Source organism: Lysobacter enzymogenes, assembly GCF_017168095.1.
Taxonomy (GTDB): domain Bacteria; phylum Pseudomonadota; class Gammaproteobacteria; order Xanthomonadales; family Xanthomonadaceae; genus Lysobacter; species Lysobacter enzymogenes_D.
The window spans coordinates 1-875 of record NZ_LXSD01000073.1 but is presented as its reverse complement, the minus strand read 5'-3'; the positions used below and the strand labels follow the sequence as shown (position 1 = coordinate 875).

Below are 875 nucleotides of genomic sequence, written 5' to 3'. Positions count from 1 at the left end.
GCGCTGCCGCGCCGGCACGCCCCGATCGCCTCGTCGTCCGCGCCTCGGCGCGGCGCGGCGGGACGCCGTCGCGGATGGAACCGCGACCCTGCGCCGAGCGGCCATCGCCGCCGGCCGTTCCGCCGCGCGCCGCCGGATGCGCGCGCCCGGCCATCGCCACCGAAGACAGGAGTGCATGATGATGAGGATGTCCCGCGCCAAGCTGTTTTTGACCTGCTGTGCGTTCGCGTTCGGCCTGACCGTCAGCTTGTCCGCGTTCGCGCGGCCGTGCTGCAGCAGCTGCGATCCGGATCAGCCGGATTCGCGCTGCTGGGCGATCTGCACGCCGGGCTGCTGAGCCCCGGTTCGCGGCGAAAAGGGAGCGGGCGACCGCTCCCTTTTCGTTTCCGCCGGGACGCGCCGATGCGCGCGATCGGCGATTGCCGCTGTCGGCGTCGGCCCGCCGCCGCGTGCCGATCCGCACTTCGATCCGAGCCCCTGCCGAAGTCCCGATTCGCGCCGATTGCCCGAATTAGGACAATTCCGGGCCGCAATGCCCCGTAGCCTGAGCGCTCTGGAGACGGCCCCGACGCGCCGCGCGCGTCGGCCGGCGACCTCGTTCGAATCCGCATGTCGAACCCGCATGTCGAATGCGCGCGTTCCGGTTCGTCGTCTTCTGGCAAGCCGGCCGAATGCCCCGCCGCCGGCGGTTCGAGCCCGATCAGGAGAAACGCATGGACAGGTACCTGCCGTTGGCCGCGGCGCTGCTGGCGCTGCCGCATTTGTTGTCGATTGCGATCCGCAACGAACCGGCCGCCGCAGCGGCAGCGCGCACCCCGCGCGCGGTGGCGGCGCAGGTGCAGGCACCGGCGCCGGCGCTGGCCGCGCAGTGCCTT

At 72.5% G+C, this 875-nt stretch carries 2 protein-coding genes; both read left to right on the top strand.

All coding sequences use genetic code 11. The annotated features are described in order from the left end of the window. Positions 1 to 337 (top strand): hypothetical protein (locus A7A76_RS02125; protein WP_206409649.1); only part of this gene is annotated, 337 nt, incomplete at its 5' end. 292 nt (positions 338 to 629) lie between these two features. Next, positions 630 to 875: hypothetical protein (locus A7A76_RS02120; protein WP_206409648.1), on the top strand; the 246-nt coding region annotated here is incomplete at its 3' end.